This window comes from Bradyrhizobium sp. 14AA (assembly GCF_054185205.1).
The window spans coordinates 189320-207325 of record NZ_JAVAYM010000016.1 but is presented as its reverse complement, the minus strand read 5'-3'; the positions used below and the strand labels follow the sequence as shown (position 1 = coordinate 207325).

The 18006-nt window shown below is 64.7% G+C and carries 19 protein-coding genes, 1 tRNA gene and 1 riboswitch; of the genes, 12 read left to right on the top strand and 8 right to left on the bottom strand.

Going from position 1 to position 18006, the window contains the following annotated elements; translation table 11 throughout:
• Positions 1 to 147: 147 nt before the first annotated feature.
• On the bottom strand, positions 148 to 540 hold the full coding sequence (gene apaG / locus RAD15_RS26945) for a Co2+/Mg2+ efflux protein ApaG (protein ID WP_458181237.1): 393 nt from the start codon (positions 538 to 540) through the stop codon (positions 148 to 150).
• A gap of 197 nt (positions 541 to 737) precedes the next feature.
• Here apaG and RAD15_RS26940 point away from each other — a divergent pair, with 197 nt between their 5' ends.
• The 3 genes from RAD15_RS26940 to RAD15_RS26930 are packed head-to-tail and all read left to right on the top strand — an operon-like array spanning position 738 to position 3757.
• Positions 738 to 1973, top strand: a complete 1236-nt coding sequence (locus RAD15_RS26940) for an OpgC domain-containing protein (protein WP_458181228.1) — start codon at positions 738 to 740, stop codon at positions 1971 to 1973.
• A complete protein-coding gene (locus tag RAD15_RS26935; protein WP_458181227.1) occupies positions 1973 to 2752 on the top strand; it encodes an SGNH/GDSL hydrolase family protein in 780 nt (259 codons plus the stop codon). The genes RAD15_RS26940 and RAD15_RS26935 overlap by 1 nt, the downstream gene beginning before the upstream one ends.
• Before the next feature lie 12 nt (positions 2753 to 2764).
• Positions 2765 to 3757: an SGNH/GDSL hydrolase family protein gene (locus tag RAD15_RS26930; RefSeq protein WP_458181226.1), complete on the top strand. Its 993-nt coding sequence runs from the start codon at positions 2765 to 2767 to the stop codon at positions 3755 to 3757.
• Between the two features lie 204 nt (positions 3758 to 3961).
• On the opposite strand, the gene RAD15_RS26925 is transcribed toward RAD15_RS26930, so the two are convergent.
• Positions 3962 to 5146: an O-succinylhomoserine sulfhydrylase gene (locus RAD15_RS26925; protein ID WP_458181225.1), complete on the bottom strand. Its 1185-nt coding sequence runs from the start codon at positions 5144 to 5146 to the stop codon at positions 3962 to 3964.
• A 74-nt stretch (positions 5147 to 5220) separates the two neighbouring features.
• A riboswitch (SAM riboswitch) is annotated at positions 5221 to 5300 on the bottom strand.
• A 111-nt stretch (positions 5301 to 5411) separates the two neighbouring features.
• Between RAD15_RS26925 and RAD15_RS26920 the strand changes: the two genes are divergently transcribed.
• The 5 genes from RAD15_RS26920 to RAD15_RS26900 all read left to right on the top strand — a co-directional run bounded on the left by RAD15_RS26920 (position 5412) and on the right by RAD15_RS26900 (position 10733).
• On the top strand, positions 5412 to 6518 hold the full coding sequence (locus RAD15_RS26920) for a 2'-deoxycytidine 5'-triphosphate deaminase (RefSeq protein ID WP_458181224.1): 1107 nt from the start codon (positions 5412 to 5414) through the stop codon (positions 6516 to 6518).
• A gap of 175 nt (positions 6519 to 6693) precedes the next feature.
• Positions 6694 to 7107: a PAS domain-containing protein gene (locus RAD15_RS26915; protein ID WP_458181223.1), complete on the top strand. Its 414-nt coding sequence runs from the start codon at positions 6694 to 6696 to the stop codon at positions 7105 to 7107.
• Between the two features lie 104 nt (positions 7108 to 7211).
• A complete protein-coding gene (locus tag RAD15_RS26910) occupies positions 7212 to 8264 on the top strand; it encodes a hypothetical protein (protein ID WP_458181222.1) in 1053 nt (350 codons plus the stop codon).
• A gap of 165 nt (positions 8265 to 8429) precedes the next feature.
• Positions 8430 to 9875 (top strand): MATE family efflux transporter, encoded by a 1446-nt coding sequence (locus RAD15_RS26905; protein ID WP_458181221.1) that lies wholly within the window; start codon positions 8430 to 8432, stop codon positions 9873 to 9875.
• Between the two features lie 147 nt (positions 9876 to 10022).
• Complete coding sequence (locus RAD15_RS26900; RefSeq protein ID WP_458181220.1) at positions 10023 to 10733, top strand: hypothetical protein; 711 nt, start codon at positions 10023 to 10025, stop codon at positions 10731 to 10733.
• Between the two features lie 196 nt (positions 10734 to 10929).
• Here RAD15_RS26900 and RAD15_RS26895 read toward each other — a convergent pair whose 3' ends face one another.
• The 5 genes from RAD15_RS26895 to RAD15_RS26875 form a co-directional block, all read right to left on the bottom strand.
• Positions 10930 to 11406, bottom strand: coding sequence for a hypothetical protein (locus RAD15_RS26895; RefSeq protein ID WP_458181219.1), 477 nt, complete (start codon positions 11404 to 11406; stop codon positions 10930 to 10932).
• A 112-nt stretch (positions 11407 to 11518) separates the two neighbouring features.
• Positions 11519 to 11920, bottom strand: coding sequence for an SRPBCC family protein (locus RAD15_RS26890; protein ID WP_458181218.1), 402 nt, complete (start codon positions 11918 to 11920; stop codon positions 11519 to 11521).
• Positions 11921 to 12099: 179 nt separating this feature from the next.
• On the bottom strand, positions 12100 to 12459 hold the full coding sequence (locus RAD15_RS26885) for a VOC family protein (protein ID WP_458181217.1): 360 nt from the start codon (positions 12457 to 12459) through the stop codon (positions 12100 to 12102).
• Between the two features lie 57 nt (positions 12460 to 12516).
• Positions 12517 to 13356, bottom strand: coding sequence for a helix-turn-helix transcriptional regulator (locus RAD15_RS26880; protein WP_458181215.1), 840 nt, complete (start codon positions 13354 to 13356; stop codon positions 12517 to 12519).
• Between the two features lie 97 nt (positions 13357 to 13453).
• Entirely contained in the window at positions 13454 to 14032 is a 579-nt protein-coding gene (locus RAD15_RS26875; protein ID WP_458181214.1) for a methylated-DNA--[protein]-cysteine S-methyltransferase, read from the bottom strand.
• Positions 14033 to 14205: 173 nt separating this feature from the next.
• Between RAD15_RS26875 and RAD15_RS26870 the strand changes: the two genes are divergently transcribed.
• A tRNA-Gly gene (locus RAD15_RS26870) sits at positions 14206 to 14279 on the top strand.
• 53 nt (positions 14280 to 14332) lie between these two features.
• Here the strand turns inward: RAD15_RS26870 and RAD15_RS26865 are convergent.
• Positions 14333 to 15346: a tyrosine-type recombinase/integrase gene (locus tag RAD15_RS26865; protein ID WP_458181213.1), complete on the bottom strand. Its 1014-nt coding sequence runs from the start codon at positions 15344 to 15346 to the stop codon at positions 14333 to 14335.
• A gap of 359 nt (positions 15347 to 15705) precedes the next feature.
• Here RAD15_RS26865 and RAD15_RS26860 point away from each other — a divergent pair, with 359 nt between their 5' ends.
• From RAD15_RS26860 to RAD15_RS26850, 3 genes are all read left to right on the top strand, one after another.
• Positions 15706 to 16287 carry a helix-turn-helix domain-containing protein gene (locus RAD15_RS26860; RefSeq protein WP_458181212.1) on the top strand — a complete coding sequence of 194 codons (582 nt, stop codon included), beginning with the start codon at positions 15706 to 15708 and terminating at the stop codon, positions 16285 to 16287.
• Between the two features lie 40 nt (positions 16288 to 16327).
• Entirely contained in the window at positions 16328 to 16792 is a 465-nt protein-coding gene (locus RAD15_RS26855; RefSeq protein WP_458181210.1) for a GNAT family N-acetyltransferase, read from the top strand.
• A 99-nt stretch (positions 16793 to 16891) separates the two neighbouring features.
• Positions 16892 to 17935: a LacI family DNA-binding transcriptional regulator gene (locus RAD15_RS26850; RefSeq protein WP_458181209.1), complete on the top strand. Its 1044-nt coding sequence runs from the start codon at positions 16892 to 16894 to the stop codon at positions 17933 to 17935.
• Positions 17936 to 18006 lie beyond the last annotated feature (71 nt).

Here is an 18006-nt window from a genome sequence, read left to right as displayed (position 1 = left end):
TTTCATCAGGGCCAGCGGTCATAAACCCCGCACCAACAGGCCGGACATATGACCGAAGCAGACCAACTCGTTCGATACTTCAAAAAGCGCTTGCCAATAGGGGCCGTCCACATATGACGAGGAGGAGGGTGTGTGCGCCACCCGCCCCTAGTTCAACACCCGCTTGTTGTCCGGGCTGTCCAGCGAGAACGTCGGCACGTCGATCTCGAAGCGTTCGCCGCTTTCGGTCACCATCTGGTAGCGGCCGGTCATGAAGCCCGAGGCGGTCGTGAGCGGGACGCCGGAGGTGTATTCGAAGCGCTCGCCGGGGGCCAGTGTCGGCTGCTCGCCGACCACGCCCTCGCCCTTGACCTCCTGCTGCCGGCCGGTGGCGTCGGTGATGATCCAGTGCCGCGTCTTGAGCTGCACGGTCTCGTCGCCGGAGTTGGTGATGACGATGGTGTACGACCAGAAATAGCGGGAGCGGTCGGCCGACGACTGCTCCGGAACAAAGTTCGGCTCGACGGTCACTTCGATCTGGCGGGTCACGGCGCGGTACATGGCTGCCATCATAACGAAAACCGGCTCCGGAACCAAACGCCGCAAGGCGGCTTGGGCGACATCGTCCCGCCAGAATTCGCGGGGAAGTACACCCCTGAGGGAAACACCCTTATGTGATCCGGCCGCTTTGCGAGACGACGGCCGGACCGGTACACTCCATTGAACGTCGCGATTTGCGGAAGGGTTTTTGGGCCCCGATGACCATTGCCGACCAAGTGACGGGATCGACGATTGCGGGAACTGCGACCCCGCGCGCTGCCGCGCCGGCCATCTCGCTGCCCGCGATCGGCGAGCGCGAGCTCCGGCTCGATCTCTTCCGCGGCCTTGCGCTGTGGCTGATCTTCATCGACCATCTGCCGGCGAGCCTCCTGACCTGGTTCACGATCCGCAATTACGGCTTCAGCGACGCCACCGAGATCTTCATCTTCATCTCCGGCTACACCGCCGCCTTCGTCTACGGCCGGGCGATGCTGGAGAGCGGCTTCGTCATTGCTACCGCGCGGATCCTGCGCCGGGTCTGGCAGATCTACGTCGCCCACGTCTTCCTGTTCACGATCTTCCTCGCCGAAATCTCCTATGTCGCGACCAGCTTCGAGAACCCGCTCTACACCGAAGAGATGGGCATCATGGATTTCCTCAAGCAGCCCGACGTCACCATCGTGCAGGCGCTGCTGCTGCGTTTCCGCCCCGTCAACATGGACGTGCTGCCGCTCTACATCGTGCTGATGCTGGCGCTGCCGCTGATCCTGTATTCGATGAAGTGGAAGCCCGATTTCACGCTCGGCCTCTCGGTCGTGCTCTATGCGGTGACCTGGGAATACGACCTCTACTTCTCCGCCTATCCGAACGGCTTCTGGGCGTTCAATCCGCTGGCCTGGCAATTGCTTTTCGTCTTCGGTGCATGGTGTGCGCTCGGAGGTGCACGGCGCATGTCGCGCATTTTAGCATCGCCGGTAACGATGTGGATCTCGATCGCCTATATCGTCGCGGCGTTCTACGTGACGCTGACCTGGTACGTGCCGCAGCTGTCCCATCTGATGCCGAAGCGGCTCGAACAATGGATGTATCCGATCGACAAGACCGATCTCGACGTGCTGCGCTTCACGCATTTCCTGGCGCTCGCCGCGCTCACCGTGCGCTTCCTGCCGCGGGACTGGCCGGGCCTGAAATCGCCCTGGCTGCGGCCGCTGATCCTGTGCGGCTCGCATTCCCTCGAGATCTTCTGTCTCGGCGTCTTCCTCGCCTTCGCCGGCCATTTCATTCTGGCCGAGGTCTCCGGCGGCGCAGTCATGCATGCGCTGATTAGTCTCTCCGGAATCCTGATCATGTGGGGCGTGGCCTGGGTGATTTCGTGGTACAAGCGCGTGGCTGACAAGAGCGGTGCGAAAACCAAAAACGCCGTCGGCAACGCCGATATGGCGGGAGGGGGCTGATGAAGGCGAAGGTTCTCCTGAGCCTGATCCTGCTATGCGGTAACCTCGCCGCCCCAGTGGCGCGCGGGGGCGATGCTGCGCCTGCCGTTTCCGCAACGCCGGCCGCGTGCGAATTGCCGTCCTACCTGCTCACCAGCGAAAGCCAGCTTCCCAAGGTCGCCGATGCCGTCAAAGCCGGCAAACCGCTCGAAATCCTGGTCATCGGAAGCCGTTCGACCACGATTCCGGCCTCCGAGGACAGCTCCTATCCGGCGCGCATGCAGGCCATCCTGAAGGACAAGCTGCCGCCGTCGGAAACCGTGCACGTCTCCGTAGAACTACAGAGCAAGAAGACGGCCGAAGAGGCGGCCGCCAGCTTCGTTAAGCTGATGGAAGCAAAAACGCCTACTTTGGTCATCTGGCAGACCGGGACTGTGGATGCTATCCGAGCCATCGATCCCGACGATTTTCGCGGCGCGGTGACCGGAGGAGTTGCTGCGTTGCAAAAGGCAGGGGCTGACGTCGTCTTGATGAATCTGCAGTACAGCCCGCGTACCGAAACCATGATCTCGGTGCCGCCATACCTCGACAATATGCGGGTGGTGGCGCAGGAGCATGACGTCCCGCTGTTCGACCGTTTCGCGATCATGCGGCAGTGGAATGATCAGGGGCAGTTCGACCTGTTCAGCCCGTCCCGCGGGCCTGAACTGGCAAAACAGGTTCATGATTGCCTTGGCCGGGCGTTGGCACAGTTCGTGATTGACGCAGCCCATCTGGAGCCGGCCCAGCAGCAAAATTGAGGTCTAGCGTTAATGAGTTCTCTCCGCCCTTTTTGCCTGACGGCATGGCTGGCTGCGGCCGCAGCAGCAGCGCTGCTGTTGCTGACGCCGGCCTCGCAGTCCCGGGCGCAGGCGCAAGCCGCGCAGGCGACGCCCGTCCCGCAGCAGCCGGCTAATCCCGCGTCCGCCTCGCCCTCCCAGACCACTGTCGCCGCGACGTCCCCCGAGCAGCGCGGCATCACGGCGCGCGCCATCGACAAGGTGAAGCAGGTCGCGAAATCCGCCGGTGACATCTTCAACCGCGTCCCCTGCCTGCCGTCGAAGGGCGGCGCAAAGGCGATGGGCACGCTGCCGCATGTCGCAAGCAAGCTCGTGGCCGGCCAGCCCGTCCTGATCGTCGCGTTCGGCTCGTCGTCGACCGCCGGGTTCGGCGCAAGCTCGCCGGAGTTCAACTATCCCAATCGCCTCGCCGCGCAGCTGCGCCGGCAATACCCGACTGCCGACATCACCGTCGTCAATGCCGGCGTCGGTGGCGAGGATGCGCCCGAGATGATGAAGCGCCTCCAGAAGGAGGTGATCGACGTGCATCCGGATCTCGTGATCTGGCAGGTCGGCACCAACGCCGTGCTGCGCAATCTCGATCCCGGCGACACTGCAAAACTGGTCGAGGACGGCATCACCCGCATCCAGGCCGCCGGCGGCGCCGACATCGTGCTGGTCGATCCGCAATATTCGCCGGCCGTCAACCAGCGCGCCGAGAGCGCCGGCAAGATGGTGAAGCTGCTCGGCAAGGTCGCCGAGCTGCGTCACGTCGGTATCTTCCCGCGCTTCGAGGTGATGCGCGACTGGCACGAGACGCAGGCGATCCCGGTCGAGAGCTTCGTCATTGCCGACGGCCTGCACATGAACGATTGGGGCTACGCCTGCTTCGCCCAGCTGCTCGGCGACGACATCATCCGCTCTGTCGGCCAGATCAAACTCGGCGTCAACGTGCCGGCGGACGTGCGGACGTATCGGCCGATGTAACACCGCTTCCGTAGGGTGGGCAAAGGCGCGCTCTTCGCGCGCCGTGCCCACGATCTATCGTCAGCGTGATCGTGAATGGTGGGCTCGCTCTCGCCTTCTCCAGCTGCCGTAGGGTGGGTTAGGCGAGGCCGTAACCCACCACGGTCCATCCTCGCGGAAGCAAGTGGTGGGTTACGCTTCGCTAACCCACCCTACGTGCCGGCCTCACGCCTTCTCCAGTGCCGCCGTCAGATCTTCGATCAGATCGTCCGCATGCTCGAGCCCCGCGGAGAAGCGGATGAAGCCTTCGCTGATGCCGAGTGCGGCGCGGTCTTCCGGCTTCAGGCGCTGATGCGTCGTGGTCGCCGGGTGGGTGACGAGGCTCTTGGCGTCGCCGAGATTGTTCGAGATCTTCGCAAGCTTGAGCTCGTTGAGCACGCGGAACGCCGCCGCCTTGCCGCCCTTGACCTCGAAGCCGACCAGCGTCGAGCCGCCGCGCATCTGCTTCTTCACGAGCGCTGCCTGCGGATGATCGGCGCGGCCCGGGAAAACCAGCCGCGAAATTTTCGGATGGCTCGCCAGCACGTCCGCAACGCGCGCCGCGGTATCGGTCTGCGCGCGCACGCGCACGCCCAGCGTCTCCAGGCCCTTGAGCAGGACCCAGGCGTTGAACGGCGAGATCGACGGGCCGGTCTGGCGCATGAAATTGTGGATGTGCTCGGCGATGAAGGCTTCCGACGACAGGATGATGCCGCCCAGACACCGGCCCTGGCCGTCGATGTGCTTGGTTGCGGAATAGACCACGACGTCGGCGCCGAGCGCGAGCGGGCTCTGCCAGATCGGCGTCGCGAACACGTTGTCCACGACGAGCCGCGCGCCGCCCTTGTGTGCGATCTCGGCAATGCCGGGAATGTCGAGCACGTCGAGCGTCGGGTTGGTCGGGCTCTCCAGGAAGAAGGTCTTGGTGTTCGGCCGAAGTGCACGCTGCCATTCATCGAGATTGGCACCGTCGACCAGCGTGGTCTCGATGCCGTAGCGCGGCAAAAGGTCCTGGATGACGTAGAGGCACGAGCCGAACAGGGCGCGGGAAGCGACAACGTGATCGCCGGTCTTGAGCGGTGCCAGGATCGCGGTGGTCACCGCGGCCATGCCGGTCGCGGCCGAGCGGGCGGCTTCGGCGCCTTCGAGCTCGATCATGCGGCGCTCGAACATCGCGATGGTGGGGTTGGAGTAGCGCGAATAGATGAAGCCGGGGTCCTCGCCCTTGAACCGCGCCTCGCACTCCTCGGCGCTGTTGTAGACGTAGCCCTGGGTCAGGAACAGCGCCTCCGACGTCTCGCCATATTGCGAGCGCAGGGTGCCGGAATGGACCAGGCGGGTTTCGGGACGGTAAACAGGCGACTTCGACATAGGACCCTCCGACATGACCGTTGATGCGAAAACGGTCACAAAAAAACCGGCCTGGATAAAACCACGGGCCGGGATCACAGAGGTCCCCGGCCTGTTTAGCGACTTATTTAACGTGGCTGCAAGCCGGCCGGCTCAAATCACCACGGGATAAGTCATGCTCATATTCCGCAATGCCCTTTCCGTCAAGACGTCCATCGGATAGCCGTAAAAGCCTCGTATTTTCCGCGTGTCCGGATGTACTTGACCCCCTGATGAGGACCCCCGGTTGACGTTCACGGTCGCTGCCGACGCCAATGGTATCCTGCCCGACCGCATGATCGCGGCGATGGCGGAGGCGGGGCTCATCCTGCCCGCCTACGACTTCGTCGAAAGCCAGATCCAGCCGGCGAGCCTCGATCTGCGCCTCGGCGACATCGCCTATCGTGTCCGCGCCAGCTTCCTGCCCGGCCCCGGCGCCACCGTCGCCGAGCGCATCGACGAATTGAAGCTGCACGAATTCAGCCTTGCCGACGGCGCGGTGCTGGAGACCAACTGCGTCTACATCGTGCCGCTGCTGGAAAGCCTGGCTCTGCCGCCGGAGATCGTCGCGGCCGCAAACCCCAAGAGCTCGACCGGTCGCCTCGACGTCTTCACCCGCGTGATCGCCGACGGCACCCGTCGCTTCGACATGATCGGCGCCGGCTATCACGGTCCGCTCTATGCCGAGATCAGCCCGAAAACCTTTCCGGTGCTGGTGCGCGAAGGCTCGCGCCTCAGCCAGGTGCGCTTCCGCACCGGTGACGCCATCCTCAATGCCGACGAGCTCGACGGCTTGCATGCGGCCGAGCGCCTCGTCGACATCGACGATGCCGATCTCTCGGGCGGCGTCGCCGTCTCCGTCGATCTCTCAGGCGAGAAGGCAAACGGCTTCGTCGGCTACCGCGCCAAGCGGCACACCGGCGTCGTCGACGTCGATCGTCGCTCCGGCTATTCCGTCGAGGAATTCTGGGAGCCGATCTCGGCCCGTCCCGACGGCAGCCTGATCCTCGATCCCGGCGAGTTCTACATCCTGGCGTCGAAAGAGGCGGTGCAGGTGCCGCCCGATTACGCCGCGGAGATGGTGCCGTTCGATCCCCTGGTCGGCGAGTTCCGCGTGCACTATGCCGGCTTCTTCGATCCCGGCTTCGGCTATGCCGGTGCGGGCGGGCTAGGATCGCGCGCGGTCCTGGAAGTGCGCTCGCGCGAAGTCCCCTTCATCCTCGAGCACGGCCAGATCGTCGGCCGCCTCGTCTACGAGAAGATGCTGGCGCGCCCCGACGCCATGTATGGCCAGCGCATCGGCTCGAACTACCAGGCGCAGGGCCTGAAGCTGAGCAAGCATTTCCGGGTGTAGTGCTCGTCGTACCCTCCGCCGTCATACCCCGCGAAGGCGGGGTATCCAGTACGCCGTAGCCCCTCGATTTGATCATTGTCGCCTCGGAATGCTTGGCCGCCCGATCAAGTCGGGCGATGACACCGAATGTGTGGCAGGATGCCGATCGCGCTTCAGCTGCTTGCGAGGTGATGACATGACCAATCCATCGGAACTCGACGCAAGAATCCTCAACGACGCCGCGGACGCGATGATCTATTCGGACCGCTCCGGCACGATCATGCGCTGGAATCGCGCATCGAGCACGCTGTTCGGCTTTTCCGCGGACGAAGCGCTCGGCCAGAACCTCGACCTGATCGTTCCCGAGCATCTCCGTGACGCGCACTGGAAGGGTTTTGAGGCCGCGCTCGCAAGCGGGACGATGAAGCTTGCAGGCAAGCCGACATTGACCCGCGCGCTGCACAAGAGCGGGCGCAAGCTCTACATCGAGATGACCTTCGCGTTGGTGCGGGACGCCGACGGTGCTGTGCAGGGATCCGTGGCGATGGCGCGCGATGTGACCGAACGGATCGAGCGCGAGCGCGCGGCCAGGGCTGCACAAACTTCGTGATGCGGAATTGACAGGCCGTCATGCAGGGAGCCCTGCATGAGCGTCTTGTTGCCTGTCATCCGGTGCGGTGACACACTCGATCGAAACAACGATCGGGAGTGAACATGGCCGCTGCAGCAGATGCCGCGCAGGAAGCCCAGTGGAAGCGCTGGCGCGCGGTTGCCGATCTCTATCACGCCTATTTCACCGGTCTCATCCTCACCGTCGTCACCCGGCGTGGCACGGCGGATGCCGCTGAGTTCGTCTTCCGCGTGTTCCGTCGCCAGCAGCAGGAGCGCTTCCTGCCTGGCTTGCAAAAGCTCGGCCTCAGCCATCTGCCGCCGGCGGTGGCCGCTGCGCAATATCACTACCTCTCCAACTGGATCGGCGGCGTGCACGTCGAGTACATGTATGAGAGCGACACCAAGGCCTGGATCCGCTATCCGCCGCCACGCTGGATCTGGAAGGGCACCGCGATCTGCGGCGTGCCGGGCGAGGTCTCCCGTGCGATGCTGCGGGGATGGCACGCCAACAACGGCGTCGCGCTTGGCGATCTCCGCCTGGGCTTCGTCTGCACCAAGCAGAGCGTCGACGGCCAGGACGGGCTCGAAGGCTATTATCATCAGTACGACCATCCGCTCGAGCTCGACCAGCGCCTGGTGTTCGCGCGGCATCTGGAAGCGCCGTTGTTCGACGCGAAGGCCGCGCCGGCTCTGCCCGTCGCGAGCTGGCCAAAACCGCGACTGGAAAAAGCCTATCGCAACTACGCCATGGAATATGTCCGCACCGCCGCGCCGGTGATGGTTCAATTGTTCGGTCCGGAAGACGCCGGCTATCTCCTCCATCTCACCGGCAAGCTGATCGGGATGCAGTATTTCGACGAGGTCGCGGCCGCGCTGTCGATGACCCGCGGCGGCGCGAGCGCGTTCGCATCGTTCCTGAACGCGCTGTTCGCCGCGCAGGACGATGCCGCCGACACCGCGCAGTCGGAGGGCACATTCGAAATCCGCCAGCAGGGCTGGAAGCTGATGGACGACGTCGCCGATGATCATCGCGCCTGCGCCAAGGTGCTGGAGGGTCTGTTCGAGGGCCTCGCGGCGGGATGCGGGCGGCACATCGGCGTGCATCTGCTGCCGCCGGCCGGAGGGCGTCGGCCGCTGGTCTGGACGGTCGGGTAACTTCGCCTCTGAAATGCGCTGCCGCAGGGCACGCCTGCATCCGACGCAGGAGGAATCGGCAATTGTCGTGCTAACAAGCCCTCGCCGCGCCCTGCGCGCGAACAAATTTATTGACACACCTACTCATTGCGGCGCCGCAAAATGGCGCCTGCGTCCGGAGAGGACATGTCCGACATCGCCGAAATCCCGGTTGATGAACAAGAGCGCCCGCTGCCGCCGCCTTCACGGCCGGTGAGGAGCGCGCTGACCGACGGACCGATCCTGCGCACGCTGCTCTCCCTCGCCTGGCCGAACGTGATCGCGCTGTCGGCCGGGACCTGTACGGTGATCGCGGAGACCTCCTATATCGGCCGGCTCGGCGTCGAGGCACTGGCCGCGATGGCGCTGGTGTTTCCGACAGTGATCCTGACCATGACCATGTCCGGCGGCGCCATGGGCGGCGCGGTGGCGTCCGCCATCGCACGCGCGCTCGGTGCCGGCGACCGCGAGCGTGCCGGCACGCTCGCCATGCATGCGATACTGATCGGCATCAGCTTCGGCCTCGTCTTCATGCTGGGCATGCTGATCTTCGGGCCCAGGGTGCTCGAAATGCTCGGCGGCCGCGGCGATGTGCTGACGCACGCGATCGCCTACACGCAGGTGTTTTTCGGCGGCGCCGTGCTGCCCTGGCTGCTCAACACCATGGCCGGCGTCTTGCGCGGCACTGGCAACATGAAGCTGCCGTCGTTCCTCATCCTCAACTCCGCGGCCTGGCAGATCGTGCTCGGCGGCACGCTCGGGCTTGGGCTCGGCCCGGTGCCGCAGCTCGGAATGCGCGGCGTCGCGGCCGGCGCGCTGATCGCCTACACCATGAACATCTGCATCATGGGCTGGTACCTGTTCTCGGGCCGCGCGCGGATCGCACCGAAGCTGCACGGCCTGCGCATCCAATGGGCGATGTTCTTCGATATCCTCAAAGTCGGTGCCATCGCCTGCTTCTCGCCGCTGCAATCGGTGCTGACGATCTCGATCTTCACCCACATGCTGGCGAAGTTCGGCACGGCGATCCTCGCCGGCTACGGCATCGGCGCGCGGCTGGAATTTTTGCTGACCTCGATCGCGTTCTCGTTCGGCATTGCCTGCGTGCCGATGGTCGGGATGGCGATCGGCGGGGGCCGCATCGCGCGGGCTCGGCGCATCGCCTGGATCGCCAGTGCTGCTGCCTTCGTGGCAGTCGGCGCGCCGGCATGCCTCGTTGCGCTCTTCCCCGATCTCTGGGTCAACATCTTCACCGACAGCGCGACCGTGCGCGCGGCGAGCCATCAATATCTCTCGACGGTCGGACCGTTCTACGCCTTCTTCGGCCTTGCAACGACGATGTACTTCTCGTCGCAGGGTGCCGCCAAGGTGATCGGCCCGGTGCTGGCGCAGACCGCGCGGCTGGTCTACATCTCGGCCACCGGCTGGTGGCTGTCGACGCATGACGCCACCGCGCAGAGCTTCTTCTGGCTGGCCGCGAGCTCGATGGTCGTGCTCGGCCTGCTGTCATTCTCCAGCGTGGTGCTGACGCGCTGGGGACCGCGCGAGGGCAAGGCCGCGATCAGGCCGGCTCTTTCGGCTGCAGCAGACTAGGGCGCGCTTGCCGGATTTTTGTTTCCGAATATTTCTATTCGTTCCTTGGCAATATCCGGCAACCGGGCCTGCACCCTGCCGAAGGCTCCGCGCCAGCTCTCGGCGACAACGTCACGGTGAGTTCTCCCAAAGCACGGAAAGCCACCCATGACCTCGATTTCGGCGCTCTCCACCCACCATCACCGCCAGGCATCGCCGTTGCAGCGACTGCAGGATGAGCTGCAAGCGGAAGTCAGCTCCGGCGCGGTCAGTTCGTCCGATCAGTCGGCGCTGTCGTCCGCGCTCGGCGATATCGACACCGCCTTGCAATCAAGCAGTGCGAGCGATCAGTCCAGCGGCAGCGGATCGTCGACCGACGCATTCAAGTCGAAGATCGATGATCTCATCCAGCAGGAGGTTTCGGCGGGCAAGCTGACCGACCAGCAGGCCACCGAGCTGCAAGGCATCTTCAAGTCGGCGTTCTCCCAGGGACCGGGCGGGGCCGGCGGTCCGGGTGGAGCAGGTGGACCGCCGCCCGGCGGGCCTCCCCCCACCAACGGCGCGGACAGTTCGTCCAGCGGCAATTCGGTGGTGGATCTGCTTCAGCAATTCCTCGATTCGCTGAAGAGCCTGTTCTCGGATTCGACCTCTTCCAGCACGACGGGATCAAGCGATACGACGAGTGCAAGCGGATCTGCTTCGGCGACCGCCACCGACAGTTCGTCGAGCGGCACTTCGGCGACGGATCTGCTTGAACAATTTCTTCAGTCGCTGAAGGACTCGCTCACGGATCCGACCTACAGCGGGACGCAATCGAGCGACCAGGCGAAGGCAAGCGACCCGTCGATATCAGGCGTCCTCATCGACGACCGAATCTGATTTCGACGGCGCATCATGCGCTTGCTTCGGTGCAACCATCCTTCGAGCCCCCCGAAGGGTGGTTGCTTCGTTGCTGCGATTGCCGGCAGCGCGCTCTAAAGCGCGATGAGATTTGGATGAATCGTCATCGCGCTTTAGGTTGTTGTTTGCGCATGATCTTTCCGGAAAGCCGCTTCGCACTTTTCCGGATCATGCTCTAGCGGTGCTTGTGGCGGCGATGACCGCCGCCTCCGCCGACATTGGCGAGTCGCATCAGTTGCGGGATCATCGCCATCATGTCGCCGCTACCTGAGCCGCCGAGCATGCCCATGACGTCGCCGCCGCCGATGCCACTGAGCCCGGCCGGCATGGTGCCGCCGCCCATCGGCGTGTAGCCGCCGTAGTTCGGCGCACCGAAACCGCCGCCGAGAGTGCCGCCGCTGAGACCACCGAGACCGCCGCCGTTCTCCATCATGCGGCTCATCATCGGGCCCATGGTCTGCATCATCATGGCGAAGCGGCGCTTGCCCATCTTCGCCTTCATCATCTCCAGCATCGGCGCCATCTGGGTCATCATGTCCTCGCCGCCGGCACCTCCGCCGCCGAGAAACTGCGCCTTTGCCGGCGCGCTCGAAATCGAAAGCAACAGCAGCACGGCGGCCGCCTGGCAGATCACCTTGTCCGCACCTCTCATGGCCTGCTCCTCGCGTGCGTGGCGCCGCCGGGAGAGCGGAGCCAACCGGACGCACGCGGCCATGATTGCGGGCGGCGAGGGCAGGCTCTGTGAGAAAACTCACAGAGGGCGATCAGGCCGCGGCAGGCGGAAACGCCTTTTGGATAGCGATGACGGCGTCCTTGGTCTGTCCCTGAACGTAAGATGCAAGCTCGTTCGGCAGCATGTCGATGATCCAGACAAGGCGGCACCTCGTCTCGCCCTCGGCGATCACCTGCACCGAGGCGCTGTAGTGCTTCAGCCGCTCATTGTTGATGGCGTAGACCAGCCGCTGCCGCGCATCGTCGCAATCAACCAGCACCTCGCGCGCCACCGAGCCATTGGCGAAAGTGACGATGCGCGCATCGCCGTCGAGTGTGCAGGCCGTGACGAAGCCCGGCGCCAGCCGCTGCGGCAGCGCGCCGAAATCGCGCACGGCATCCCAGACGTCGTGCGCGGAGGCGGGAAGGGGAATGTCGTTGTGGATGGAGGCCATGGTTACTTCCTATGATGTGGAGAGGCGGGCGATAGATGCCGCCATCTCAAGTGTCATCGCCCGCGAAGGCGGGCGATCCAGTATTCCAGAGGCCGCTGTGAATGAGTCGAGAAGTCGCGGCGTACGGGATGCCCCGGTCAAGCCGGGGCATGACAGCGCGCGTGTAGCGTCCTCGTGATTTACACACAAACCGCCTCGACATTGTTGCCATCAGGGTCGATCAGGAACGCCGCATAGTAGGTCGGGCTGTAATCCTTGCGCGGCCCGGCGCCGCCATTGTCGCGGCCGCCGCTCTTCAGGCCTTCGCCGTGAAACGCCTTGACCGCGTCATGATTTTTGGCGCGAAACGCAATATGCGCGCCGTCGGCCTTGCGTCCCTTGTTCAGGTGCAGCCAGAGCGCCGGCTCACCCTTCGGGCCGAATCCGGCATAGCCGTCTCCGCTGGAGCACAGGACATAGCCGAGCGGCGCCAGCACCGCAGTGTAGAAGCGCGTGGCGGCGTCGAGGTCGGCAACGCGAAGTCCGATGTGGTCGTACATGGTCGTCTCCATTTCCAAAGCGCGCCGCTTGGTGGCGCGCGCCGGAGACGAACCTAGTCAGTTGAGGGCAACCCGCTCTTGGAGAATCTTGCGCATCCCCTTCGAGGCCTGCCGGAACTTGGTCGGCGACACGCCGGCGGCGCGATGAAACGTGCGGACGAAGTTGGAGAGGTCGCCGAAGCCGACGTCATAGGCGACGTCGGTGACGGCGATGTCATCGTCAGTGAGTAGCCGTGCCGCATGCCGCAACCGCGAGCGCACCAGATATTGATGCGGGGTGACGCCGAGCACGGCCGAGAACAGCCGCAGGAAATGGAAGGGGCTGAGGCCCGCCTGCTTTGCTGCCTGCTCGAGGTCGACCTCGGCATGCGAGTTGTCGTCGATCCACAGCGCGGCCTCGACCGCACGGCGGCGATCACGTGCGGTGGGCTTGGCTGGCTTGCGCGCCTTGCCCGAGACAAGGTCGACAAAGCGGCCGGCAAGGATCTGGCCGACCTCGTCGAGACCGAGGTCGCTGTTGCCATCTGCCGCCGTCTGGGCCAGCTCGCCCAGCACCATCAGCTCGGGCAGCGGCGGCGTTGCGCCGACCCGCCAGACCTCGCGCCGTCCGCCGAGGGCATCGACCAGGTCCTCGCTTGGGAAGAAGCCGAGGCAGACGTCGCCGCTGACATGCTCATGCGTGCAGGTGTATTCCTCGCCGGGCGCGCCGACCAGCATCGAGCCCGCCACCAGCTCGAAGAAGCCGGCGCGGCACTGGCAGCCAAAGCTGCCCGACCGGACATAGGCGATGGAATGGCCGGTGCGGCATTCCGCGAACGGCATGTCGTCCGGTCCCGCATCGCAGCGAAACTCGGAGACCGTCATCGAAGGCGTCGTCAGCAGCGTGGTGGCGTCCATGCCACCTTATCTAGGCATGATCCGGACAAGTGTGTAGCGGTTGTCCGACAAGATCATGCCCAAAAAATCAAAGCTAAGGCGCGGTTGAGACCGCGCCTTAGCTGGGCGCGCGCGGCGGAGCAACGGGCAGCAGCACCTCGAACAGCGTCTTGCTGGCGACCGGATGGGCGCCCTCGAGCGCCAGCAGCCGCCGCTTGGAGATCACCCCGCCGTAAGGCGAGAGCCGGTCGGCGTAATTGCCGGCCTCCAGCACGCGGTGGCAGGGCACGATCAGCATGTAGGGATTCTTTGCGATCGCCTGTGCCACCGAATACGCGGCGCCCGAGGCGCCCAGCGCCTTGGCGATCTCGTGATAGGTGCGCGTTTCCCCGCGCGGAATGGTGCAGGCGAACTCATAGACGCGCCGGTTGAAGCCCGGCACGCCGCCGGCATCCAGGCTGACCTCGGAAAAATCGGGATCGCTGCCTTGCAGCAGCGCCGCGATCCCCTCGATCGCCAGTTCGGCGTTCTCGGATGGCCGCTGCTCGCGCGCCTCGGGATGGACCTGGAAAATCCGGCGGCGGGTGTCGATCTCCCGCGCCTCCGGCAATTGCACGGCGACCACGCCGGTGCTGCTCCAGATGATGCCGCAGCGCCCTATGGCCGTGTCGAATATCGCGTAGCCACGCCCCACCATGCACACGCCCCACTCAGTGCACGTCTCTCCCCCGACACGCGATCATAACACCGCCACAATCCGGCGCACGTGGAATCTTATCGAAACGTTAAGAAGCGTCCGGCCGGGTGCGCCAAGGTACTTGGCGGAGGGCGCCGTCTCGGCTAATCAGAACAGGCGCGAGCAGCGCATTCGCGGGCGTAGTTCAATGGTAGAACGGCAGCTTCCCAAGCTGCATACGAGGGTTCGATTCCCTTCGCCCGCTCCAACACTTAACGGAATTTAGCTGGACGGTTTTGCAGGCGGTTTTGCAGAGTTTGTTCACTCTCTAGCCTCCATTTTTCTAAGCCTCTCTTTGATCGCGGCGGAGCGGCCGACGTAGCGGTTGATGATCCTTTCGACCGAATCTTCTTCCCACCCGAGCGTTTCGGCGATCTCTCGCATGGTAAAGTCGGCTATGTAAAACTTGGTCGCCGCGGTGCCGCGCAGATCGTTGAAGTGAAGATCCATCTCTGACATCTCGGCGTCGATCTTCGCTTTGTTGAATGAAGAACCGAAGCCGTCCGGCGTCCAGGGCCGCCGGCGGCTATTGGTCAAGATCGTGGTCGATCGCTTCGGGATGCGAGCCAAGACTTCACGCAACGCACTGTAAAGCGGAATGATAGCTTCGCGCCGCTGCCTGCTCTTGCCTGTCTTGATGATGATCGCATCGTCGCCGACGTGCGACCACGACAGTCGGACGAGATCTCCAAGACGCAGTCCCGTGTGGCTCGCGAGGTCGATAGCCAAAGCGATCTCGACGGAACAAGTGGTCTTGATGCGCTCGATGTCCTGGTTGGTCCAGATGATCTCCGACCGATCGTTTTCGTAAAGACGTTTGATACCTTCGCAGGGATTGCCGGCGACGCTTCCCGTCTCTACAGCATGGGCCACGACGCGAGAGAGTACTTGCATTGCATAATCGGCGGTGCGTGGCCTGTCCGCCCACTGATTTCGCCAGCGACGAATAACCGGCCGGATTTTTTCCGGCCGATCAAATTGCGCGATGCGCAGCTCACCGAAATAGTCCGCGATGCGGTCGAGCCACTTTGCCCACTGATCGCGGGTGGACTGCGCCAGCTTCTTATAATCAGCGCTGGCCTTGTAGCTTGCGACCACGAACCTAAACCGGTTCTTGTCCGGTGTGCGTCGCTCTTCGATCGCTGCATTGTAGGACGCGATGAACTCGGGCGAGCCCGGTTGGCCGACCAGTCTCGGCCCCCCGCGCCATGCGTACCAGTAGGTATGGCCCTTCGCCTTGACCTTGGCGATACCTTTGAGATCAACCTTTACCATTCCGCGCCTCGAACTCGGCCAACTCTCGATCGAGGTCGGACTCTACAGCAGAGGCGGGGGCTACGGCACCAGGCGATGGCACGGTGAGCCGATCAACTATATGAACTTCGACATCGAGGCCGCGCAGCGCCTCCGGTCCGATCTCGATCTTTGTATTCGCGAGTATCATCGGTTGACTGGCGACGCCTCCGCGCGAAATGCGCAGAAGCGAGTCGGGAGCGAATGACTCGGCGCTCGCGAACTGGGTTGAAGTTCTAATATATTGGCCTCCGGGGCCCGGCATTGGCCGCTCGCCAGCCTTAAGCTCCTCACGCTTTGGCGGATGCGGTCTCTGGCCGGGCAATGTTCGGACGAATGCCATGGACCAGCAGAAACTCGACCGCGCGATCGGCCGCCGCTTGAAGACGCTGCGGACGCAGGCCGGCATGACGCTGAACGAGCTCGCCGCGCGGTCCGGCGTCAGCCGGGCCATGATCGGGCGGGTGGAGCGGGCGCAGAGCAGTGCGACGGCTGCGCTGCTCAACAAGCTCTGCGCGGCGCTCGACGTCACGCTCAGCGACGTCGTCGCGCTCGCCGAGAAGCCGCCGGAGCGCCTCGTGCGGCTTGCTGACCAGCCGCATTGGCGCGATCCCGACAGCGGCTACCGCAGGCGTCACGCCTCGCCGCCGGATGCGGCCAGCGGCATCGAGATCATCGTCGTCGACCTTCCGGCCGGCGCGCGCGTCTCCTACAGCCCCTGGGGCCGCAGCGCCTTCACCCAGCAATTGCTGATGCTGGAGGGCGCGATCGCCGTGCATATCGACGCCAAGGCGGTGCGTCTGCGCGAGGGCGACTGTCTCGACTTCGACGTGATGCGCGCCGTGATCTTCGAGAACGAAACCAAGCAGGATGCGCGCTACGTCATCATCACGCGGCGCGGCACCTCTTACGGGAAGATGTGATGGCGCCGATGTCATTGAGACCCTGAAGCGAGACCCTGACATGCAGATCCGCACCGGCGACGCCTTCGATCCCCGCGTCATCGCGCTGCTCGATCACCACGTCACGGCAGCGCGGGCGCAGACCGCACCGGGCAGCGCCCATGCGCTCGATCTCGCTGGCCTTCGCGCGAGCGACGTCGCGTTCTGGACCGGCTGGGACGGCGAGGCGCTGGTCGCCGTCGGCGCGCTGAAGACGCTCTCGCCTGAGCACGGCGAGGTGAAGTCGATGCACACGCTTCAGACCACGCGCCGGCGCGGCTTCGGCGGCCAGATGCTCCGCCACATCATCTCAGACGCCCGCGCGCGCGGCCTGCGGCGGCTCAGCCTGGAGACCGGCTCGTGGGACTATTTCAAGCCGGCGCACGCGCTCTACCAGGCGCATGGCTTCGTCGCCTGCGCCCCGTTCGAGGGCTATGTCGAGGATGCCAACAGCCTGTTCCTCACCCTCGATCTGAGCGGCCGCTGAGGACGGCGACGCAGCCGCGGCGCGAAAATGCCGCCGCGTTCGTCTCTTGGCCCTCAAAATGAGTTGCGTACCTCAAAACACCTCTGCTAGCCTTCAGCCATGGCCGAGACCCTCACTGCCGCCGCGCTGACGCTGAAGGACATCGCCCGCGAGGCCGGCGTCAGCCTCGCGACGGTGGATCGCGTGCTGCACAACCGCCCGGGCGTGCGGCCCGACACGGTCCGGCGGGTCAAGGCGGCGATCGAGCGCAACGCGTTCCAGCCGCATGTGGCTGCCGCCGAGCTCGCCCGCGGCCGCGCCCGCCGCTTCGCCTTCGTGATGCCCTCCGGGCCGAACCCCTTCATGCAGCAGATCGAGGCCTATCTCGGCGAGATGTCGGGCTGGCTCTCGGCCCGCCGCCTCGGCGTCGAGATGGTCGCGACCGATGTGTTCGACCCCTCCGTGCTCGCGGCGTCGCTGGAGGCGCTGTCCGGCGATTATGACGGCATCGCCGTGGTGGCGCTGGACCATCCCGGCGTCCGCGCCGCCATCAACGATCTCGTCGATGCCGGAACCAAGGTGGTGACGCTGGTCTCGGACGTGCCGTCCTCGCGCCGCCACCATTATGTCGGCATCGACAACATCGCCGCGGGACGCACCGCCGGCGCGCTGGTCGGCCGACTGGTCGGCGGGCGGTCCGGCAAGGTCGCGATCGTCGCGGGCTCGCAGGGCCTGCGCGACCATGCCGAGCGCATCTTCGGCTTCAACCAGGTGATGGCGACGGAATATCCCGAACTCGGCGTGCTGCCGGTGCTGGAAGGGCGCGACGAGGACCTACGCTCGGAACAATTGCTGGCGCGGCTGCTCGGCAGGCATGCTGACATTGTCGGCCTTTATAACGTCGGTGCGGGCACGCAGGGCGTTGCCAAAGCGTTGAGCGATGCCGGCCGCGACAAGCAGATCGTGTTCGTCGGACACGACGTCACCACGCTGACGCGGCGGCTGTTGTTGCAGGGCGTGATGGATGCCGCGATCTCGCAGAACCCCGGACATGAGGCGCGTGCCGCCGTACGCGTGCTGCTCGCGCTCGCCCGCGGCGAGCCGATCCTGCACGAACAGGAGAAGATCAGGATCGACATCGTGATGCGGGACAATCTGCCTTAGCGGCAGCGGATTTTTGAACGGCACGTTGCGGGAAAGGCGGCTTCAAGCTCGCGCCCCCGCGGCAGGCAAAG

Excerpts from the sequence above, each read along its gene's own strand:
- apaG (WP_458181237.1), bottom strand. The coding sequence starts at position 540 with ATGTACCGCGCCGTGACCCGCCAGATCGAAGTGACCGTCGAGCCGAAC.
- RAD15_RS26940 (WP_458181228.1), top strand. The coding sequence starts at position 738 with ATGACCATTGCCGACCAAGTGACGGGATCGACGATTGCGGGAACTGCG.
- RAD15_RS26935 (WP_458181227.1), top strand. The coding sequence starts at position 1,973 with ATGAAGGCGAAGGTTCTCCTGAGCCTGATCCTGCTATGCGGTAACCTC.
- RAD15_RS26930 (WP_458181226.1), top strand. The coding sequence starts at position 2,765 with ATGAGTTCTCTCCGCCCTTTTTGCCTGACGGCATGGCTGGCTGCGGCC.
- RAD15_RS26925 (WP_458181225.1), bottom strand. The coding sequence starts at position 5,146 with ATGTCGAAGTCGCCTGTTTACCGTCCCGAAACCCGCCTGGTCCATTCC.
- RAD15_RS26915 (WP_458181223.1), top strand. The coding sequence starts at position 6,694 with ATGACCAATCCATCGGAACTCGACGCAAGAATCCTCAACGACGCCGCG.
- RAD15_RS26910 (WP_458181222.1), top strand. The coding sequence starts at position 7,212 with ATGGCCGCTGCAGCAGATGCCGCGCAGGAAGCCCAGTGGAAGCGCTGG.
- RAD15_RS26905 (WP_458181221.1), top strand. The coding sequence starts at position 8,430 with ATGTCCGACATCGCCGAAATCCCGGTTGATGAACAAGAGCGCCCGCTG.
- RAD15_RS26900 (WP_458181220.1), top strand. The coding sequence starts at position 10,023 with ATGACCTCGATTTCGGCGCTCTCCACCCACCATCACCGCCAGGCATCG.
- RAD15_RS26895 (WP_458181219.1), bottom strand. The coding sequence starts at position 11,406 with ATGAGAGGTGCGGACAAGGTGATCTGCCAGGCGGCCGCCGTGCTGCTG.
- RAD15_RS26890 (WP_458181218.1), bottom strand. The coding sequence starts at position 11,920 with ATGGCCTCCATCCACAACGACATTCCCCTTCCCGCCTCCGCGCACGAC.
- RAD15_RS26885 (WP_458181217.1), bottom strand. The coding sequence starts at position 12,459 with ATGTACGACCACATCGGACTTCGCGTTGCCGACCTCGACGCCGCCACG.
- RAD15_RS26880 (WP_458181215.1), bottom strand. The coding sequence starts at position 13,356 with ATGGACGCCACCACGCTGCTGACGACGCCTTCGATGACGGTCTCCGAG.
- RAD15_RS26875 (WP_458181214.1), bottom strand. The coding sequence starts at position 14,032 with ATGGTGGGGCGTGGCTACGCGATATTCGACACGGCCATAGGGCGCTGC.
- RAD15_RS26865 (WP_458181213.1), bottom strand. The coding sequence starts at position 15,346 with ATGGTAAAGGTTGATCTCAAAGGTATCGCCAAGGTCAAGGCGAAGGGC.
- RAD15_RS26860 (WP_458181212.1), top strand. The coding sequence starts at position 15,706 with ATGGACCAGCAGAAACTCGACCGCGCGATCGGCCGCCGCTTGAAGACG.
- RAD15_RS26855 (WP_458181210.1), top strand. The coding sequence starts at position 16,328 with ATGCAGATCCGCACCGGCGACGCCTTCGATCCCCGCGTCATCGCGCTG.
- RAD15_RS26850 (WP_458181209.1), top strand. The coding sequence starts at position 16,892 with ATGGCCGAGACCCTCACTGCCGCCGCGCTGACGCTGAAGGACATCGCC.